Raw genomic sequence first — 6,060 nt, 5'->3', positions numbered from 1 at the left:
TGAAGAGGTGTATCTGAAGGCATACCAAACATTAACTGAAGTCCAAGCAGCCATTGGTTGGTATATCATTTTTTTAATCGCAATCGTATCTCAAATGTTGCCTAAGTAACTGAATAAAAATAGTCCAATTTATTGACTTCTGAGCAAAGCGCTTATGCGCTTAATCAATTTGAATACACGTGCTGGTTCTGTCTTGAATATCAAATAAATTGGATGGCGGTTCGCTTCCATCAAATATCAATATACGTAGTTGTGAAGTGTCATTACTTAAAGCCCGCTTCAAATTGTAAAACATTACTCCGTCTGAGTGTTCAACAGAGTTATTTATCTTCAAATACACACTAACATCATAACTAATTGGCAAACAGTTATATTGGTCCCAGCGATGTGACAGTATATTTTTACCAAAAATAGATACTTCAGAAGGCGTTTTCAAGTTTATATTATAATGATATGAATATTGTTCAAATGTTTTCTTTATGAGTTGTTGAGCATAATAATAACTGTGAACCCTTAAAAGAATTCCCGCTTTGCCAGACATTTTTAAGGCAAAAACAAATGTCGTCAATATAATTTTTTTGATATCCTCTCCATATATCAAAACTGAGTTAATCTTCTCAGTTTCATACAGTTGAGTCAATTTTTTGTATGCCTCTTTTTGATTCACATTTCCAGCCTCCAATAGCAGTAATTATACTACTAGAGAGACGTGGGTTGGATTAGAAATTGCAGATTGTATATTTTTCAAGCGTTATTTACATTAACCTAATTTTTTGGATTAAAATATTAGTAACATAATCTAAATTAAGGATATACAATTATGATCAATATAATTATTGACTTATTAAAAGTGCTCATCATCGTAACCGCTATAGGAACTGTTATATCATTTTATCCTGCTCGCGCATCATTCACGAATGCTCAACAAACATGGATAATGCTGTTGTTATTAGTCGCCTTGCTTTTCATGGTATTTGAATTGGTTTCAGGCGGCGCTTTAGAATTCATTAACCACTTTTTTGAAAGCATTGATGAGATGACTCACTACTTTTAGTTAAACGTGCCACTCTGCAACTAACTTGTCGCTATCATACTCAAGTGCATATAGCTCTTTCTTGGATAACGTCCAACCGTTCATGATTTCATAATTGTCATTCGGCTTAACTGTTCCGAGTTGTCGACTAATCACGCCACCCTCATCAACTATCTTTTCCTTATGGAAATGACCTTTGTGGATTTCACGACTATGAGATAGTGACCAGACACCACCGAACTCATTAGCAAATAGCATAGGCAAGTTCTTAGGTGCTAAGTCACCATGAGCTAACATGATACCCACGTTATCCAACAAATAAGCATCACGGAACTGGATATTGTTCTTGATAACAACTTGTGGGTACTTGGCTTTCAAATACTCCATGAACATGTACTCCATGTTTCCTGAATGATTGCCCGCCATTTGTTTGATGTGAAGCGTTGTACTGTTTTGCAATGCAGCAGTTACCAGCACGTCAAAGAACTGTTTAGCATCCTCAACAGCTTGTACCATATTGACTTCATCAACTAGCGTGCCTTTTAAAGTCTGTGATGACCACATCTGACTAGAATGGAATAGATCACCAAGCTGTTCAATCACAATCGTTTTGTATCCCTTATTGATAAGCTCTAAAAGCCTATCTAAGTGACCTTTAACATCAAGCATGCTAGTTATACCAAAATGTAAGTCAGGAAGCGGTACAACCAAATTGTGCGTATCTCGTGCAACCTGTTTGACTGTGTATGGCTTAATGTCTGCTTTGAACAGATTAACAATATCTTGTGGTGTTAATTCATTATCTAGCTTTGGCTTAACATTAACCTTTAACTGGAAGTTCCACTTTGGTCCACTGTCTGTTGGTGTCGTCCATTGGTTTGGAATTGCTGACATGATACGCCAGTCGTTGACATCAAGATTAAGATACTCAAGGATATCTTCTGGTGTCTTTTGTGTCTGCTCATTCAGTAGTAGATACTTGGCTGTGATTTTAATATCATCAACCTTGCCGTCGCTACCATAGCTATATTGAGGCTCGATACTAAAATGGCCATTTTCGTCATTATGAGGTTGTGGTGCTTTTACGCTTGCGTATCGTTGCACGGAACGTCTCGCATAATAAACGCCTGTTTCATCATAAAGTTTTTCAACTATGTTTCTTGAATCAAGTCCTTGCTTACTCAATTCTTGAACACGCTTCTTTAATTCATCAGTCCATTTTGTGTAGCCCATTATCGCCACTTCCTATCATCATAAAAGGCATCTTTGCGCTTGTCTGTATTCGACTTGCGTTTAGATGCCTTCTTGTGCTTCTTGTTATATTTTTGTTGCCTGTCTAGCCTGCGGTAGATGTTTAATTCATCATTACTGGCGACAAGTCCATAATCGTCATCTTTTTTCATAGTTTTCTCCAAATAAAAAGTCCAACTTGCGTATCTATAACAAATACACGAATTGGACAGCGTGATTTTAGTGATAAGAAAGTTATCAAATATTAACTATCACAAAATTTTTCTACGAGTGTTTTCCTTCAATTTTCTTGACTTGTTTCGACAAATCTTCTGTTACATCCTGAATCAACTGTTTGTATTTTGAATACATATTATTTTGTATGTAAATCAAAGTTTTCAACGTCTCTTGATCCGAAATAGATTTATTCTCGTTTAAAAGGTTGGGTTGAACTTTTTCGACTAATGTATCAAATGAAGCCTTTGATAAATTTTGCATTTCTCCCCATTTCTCACCTGTGCTATCGGACGAAAACGGAATTAGAATATCAACATTTCTAAAATCTTTATTATTTAACATATTATACGAGTATAACTTACTCAATATAGTTAATTTTCTTTTCAAAAACTCATCACTACTGTCAACTGATTTCATTTGATATTCGCTAATTATACTGGATAAATAATCATCTAATCCATTGTAATAAACTACTAAGTCTTTAGATAATCCCTGATCTTTGTCAATTCTCATTCGTGTTATGTATTCTCTGTTAGATCGATTAGTCTCATAATTTTGTTGAATGATAACTGGAACAAATGCTATAAGCCCACCGATAATGGTGGCTAGTAAACTCATAGCACCATTGGCTAAAATGTTACGATCAATTCTTTTTGTTTTTGATTTTGTTTTCACAAGAAATTTCAATCCGTCCTAAAAATATAGTCGTTCACCAGTTAAACCGGAATGAATGAATGAATTCATTTCAAATTTGTGTTTTTATAATCGTTACTTAAAATTAGATTATTTTTTCTTTATGATATTAACAAAGTATAAATTCTTTAGCAACCTGAAAAAGTGTCCAATCTATTAGAAAATTTTTTTAGTATTAACAATGTATATTATTTTTTTAAAACTACCACTATTTACGCAATCGCAGACAAGCGACTACTGGTTTGTAATAGTCAACGTAAATACTATTGGCAATATTACACATTTTTATTATTTACAAATCACCCAGTATCTTAACATAAGTCACGTTTGCTTTTAATGAATGAGCAATAACCCCAAATAAAAAAGAACGTCGTCGGCGTTCTTCGGTGTTGTCGATATTTCAATCAACGTATTTTGTGATGATTTGTACTCCCCAGGAGTATTGTGGGTGTTTCGCTAATAAACCCCACAGAAGTATATTACTACTTCATCAGTATTTTTTGTTAACTATTTGATGATACAAAAATAGCACCGTTTTCAAGCTAAAAACTTTCACAAAACTCGCGTCTTTTTGAGACTTTCAGTTTTCCACAGCTCGACTAGCAAAAACAGAAGTCCTATAAATATGTTTAATTCTCTGCATATCTCGGTAGCACTGACTCTCTGACTTTGACAATATGCTTTGCCACTTGAAGCCAGCTTCGCTTTCTTCTACGATCATAACGCAATTCAAGCATGGCTATTTCTTCACTGGTCAGCACCTTTAGGAAATTAGACATAAACCATCTGTCTCTAATGAATGATTGCAAAATATAATCGCTTTCCTGAATGATGATGTCATTTTCAGTTTGAATGTTACGCTTATTTTCTGCCTTTCCACCGCCTATATTTTCATCAAATGACGTTGGCGTTTCAAGTTCTCTAATGCGTAGCCTAATCTGCATTTCGATCACGCTCGAGAAATAATCACTTAGATATTTAGCAATCCTGTCCGCCATTTTTCGCTCTTCTTTCTACATGTTATAATATTAAAAACGTTAGGAGGTACTATGACCTTATTACTACTTCACGCTTTAATTTACTTTATGATTTTTCTATTGCTGATCACTCTTCTGATTGGCTTTTTAATACATAGCCGTGGCACGAAAGCGATTTCTATTTTCGGTATAACAATACAAGTATTGATACTTGTCTACATAAATCACTTATAGTGAGTTTTCATTTCTGTCACAAATTTCATCACGATATGCACCGCTGCGACCATTGCTGACAAATACATGCCCAACTCAATCGCATGCTGTAAGTTGTGTCCTATTTCAATCATCAATTTGCATTTATCTCCTTTTTTGTTAGAATAATATTTTGTATAAAATTTGGGGGGAATCGTATGACCTATGTCATTTCATTTGCAATCATTATTTTTTTAGTGCTAATTATAGGTATTGTCATTAAAAACAGCCACATAATTTTTTGGTCCGCCATCGGGCTCTGTTGGCAAGCAATCATAATTTTTCTTCTAGCCACAGTGTTCATTTTTGTCTGATGGCTTTTTTGTTACAATTAGCTCGTATATTTCCAATCTTGGATTTGATGTATCGATATAAAAATCTTCGTCAAACCCCTTGATGTGTTTTATGTTGTCATTTTGTAAAAATATGTTGCCTCGCACCTTAGCTGTCTGCATACCGTCAAAAATAAACTTCTTGAGAAACGCCCAATTATATGGATCTATTCTGCCATCTGGTAAATACCAATCAAGTTTCAATTTGCACGGCCATTCAAAAGCTATATTATCGACCATAGCCTGTGAAAAAACGTTTCTGGTGTAAAAGTAGTAGCGAGACGTTTTAAACGTGCTCCTGCATACCTATTTTTTCGTTCTGCGTCAATATATTTGTTTATCGTCACCTGTTTAAGAAACGTTAAATCTAAAATTACTTTATTCAGTTTGTTCACCTCATATTCAGTCCATGTGCCAAAGCTATTTTTTCGTCAATCTTGATACCGTTCAGGTGGTACTTATTCATGAATGACTGAATGCCTATCTTATGTTGCTCTTGATGATGTTCACGGCACAGGCTCATTGATCGCAATCCTAAATGGTTTATCTTCTGACGATTGCCGCCGTTAGCACCCACACTATCAACGTGTGCAAAATCGGCGTGAGACTTACCACAAATCACACAGCGCTTGTCTAACAAACATCTGTACTCCCACCGTGCAATTTCCTGCGGTTCTAATTCGTTCAACGGCTTCACACTCAAACTAATGTCATGTATCGCTGCATAATCTAGCAACATGTTGATAAACTGGTTTGTATCGGTCTTGTTTCCTTTAGCGTCACTCAAACTAAATTCACCAAAATCTAAACCATTGTAGTATTCGTATGTTGCGTAGAAATGCTGTTTGACAGTCTCTTTTTCCTCAATCCAGTAGCCGCCTTTTTGGGATGAATAGATATCGTTCAACAATGCAAAAGCGAAACTACGTTGTTTTGGTGATAGTCCATTTTCATCACTCGCTATCAATGACACCACCTGTTGTTATCCGCTGGCGTGATACTTCTCTAGCGTGTGGATATCATCAGTGTTCAACTGCAACGTGATTAGACCTTTGTTTGGATCAACCTTATTCAGTTTTGCGAATAGCTCTGTCATTTGAAACCTCTACACAACCGCAATACTCCAGTTGTATTCTTCACTATCTGCCATCAACCGTTTTTGCTCAGAAGTCAATAAATTGGACTATTTTTATTCAGTTACTTAGGCAACATTTGAGATACGATTGCGATTAAAAAAATGATATACCAACCAATGGCTGCTTGGACTTCAGTTAATGTTTGGTATGCCTTCAGATACACCTCTTCA

General features: G+C 35.5%; 8 protein-coding genes. 1 reads left to right on the top strand and 7 read right to left on the bottom strand.

Translation table 11 applies throughout. The features are described 5' to 3' along the window. Positions 1–160: 160 nt before the first annotated feature. Positions 161–667 carry a hypothetical protein gene (locus IEU65_RS10150; RefSeq protein ID WP_010291516.1) on the bottom strand — a complete coding sequence of 169 codons (507 nt, stop codon included), beginning with the start codon at positions 665–667 and terminating at the stop codon, positions 161–163. Between the two features lie 153 nt (positions 668–820). On the opposite strand from IEU65_RS10150, the gene IEU65_RS10145 reads away from it, so the two are divergent. Then, entirely contained in the window at positions 821–1,054 is a 234-nt protein-coding gene (locus IEU65_RS10145) for a hypothetical protein (protein WP_010291515.1), read from the top strand. Here IEU65_RS10145 and IEU65_RS10140 read toward each other — a convergent pair whose 3' ends face one another. From IEU65_RS10140 to IEU65_RS10120, 6 genes are all read right to left on the bottom strand, one after another. Next, complete coding sequence (locus IEU65_RS10140; RefSeq protein WP_010291514.1) at positions 1,055–2,266, bottom strand: hypothetical protein; 1,212 nt, start codon at positions 2,264–2,266, stop codon at positions 1,055–1,057. After that, positions 2,266–2,436, bottom strand: a complete 171-nt coding sequence (locus IEU65_RS10135) for a hypothetical protein (RefSeq protein ID WP_010291512.1) — start codon at positions 2,434–2,436, stop codon at positions 2,266–2,268. The genes IEU65_RS10140 and IEU65_RS10135 overlap by 1 nt, the downstream gene beginning before the upstream one ends. Before the next feature lie 112 nt (positions 2,437–2,548). Beyond that, the gene (locus IEU65_RS10130; RefSeq protein ID WP_031941254.1) at positions 2,549–3,175 is read right to left on the bottom strand and encodes a hypothetical protein; all 627 of its coding nucleotides are present in this window, start codon (positions 3,173–3,175) and stop codon (positions 2,549–2,551) included. Positions 3,176–3,822: 647 nt separating this feature from the next. Beyond that, positions 3,823–4,191, bottom strand: a complete 369-nt coding sequence (locus tag IEU65_RS10125; RefSeq protein WP_010291510.1) for a DUF722 domain-containing protein — start codon at positions 4,189–4,191, stop codon at positions 3,823–3,825. 203 nt (positions 4,192–4,394) lie between these two features. Next, a complete protein-coding gene (locus IEU65_RS10490; RefSeq protein ID WP_010291508.1) occupies positions 4,395–4,517 on the bottom strand; it encodes a hypothetical protein in 123 nt (40 codons plus the stop codon). A gap of 628 nt (positions 4,518–5,145) precedes the next feature. Continuing rightward, on the bottom strand, positions 5,146–5,721 hold the full coding sequence (locus IEU65_RS10120) for a putative HNHc nuclease (protein ID WP_010291504.1): 576 nt from the start codon (positions 5,719–5,721) through the stop codon (positions 5,146–5,148). Positions 5,722–6,060 lie beyond the last annotated feature (339 nt).

Source organism: Leuconostoc pseudomesenteroides KCTC 3652, assembly GCF_014634745.1.
Classification (GTDB): Bacteria; Bacillota; Bacilli; order Lactobacillales; family Lactobacillaceae; genus Leuconostoc; species Leuconostoc pseudomesenteroides.
The sequence above is the reverse complement of the archived record's forward strand: the minus strand, read 5'-3'. Positions and strand labels throughout refer to the sequence as shown.

Coding starts and splice junctions, on each gene's coding strand:
- IEU65_RS10490 (WP_010291508.1), bottom strand. CDS start 4,517: ATGATTGAAATAGGACACAACTTACAGCATGCGATTGAGTTGGGCATG.
- IEU65_RS10125 (WP_010291510.1), bottom strand. CDS start 4,191: ATGGCGGACAGGATTGCTAAATATCTAAGTGATTATTTCTCGAGCGTG.
- IEU65_RS10140 (WP_010291514.1), bottom strand. CDS start 2,266: ATGGGCTACACAAAATGGACTGATGAATTAAAGAAGCGTGTTCAAGAA.
- IEU65_RS10145 (WP_010291515.1), top strand. CDS start 821: ATGATCAATATAATTATTGACTTATTAAAAGTGCTCATCATCGTAACC.
- IEU65_RS10135 (WP_010291512.1), bottom strand. CDS start 2,436: ATGAAAAAAGATGACGATTATGGACTTGTCGCCAGTAATGATGAATTA.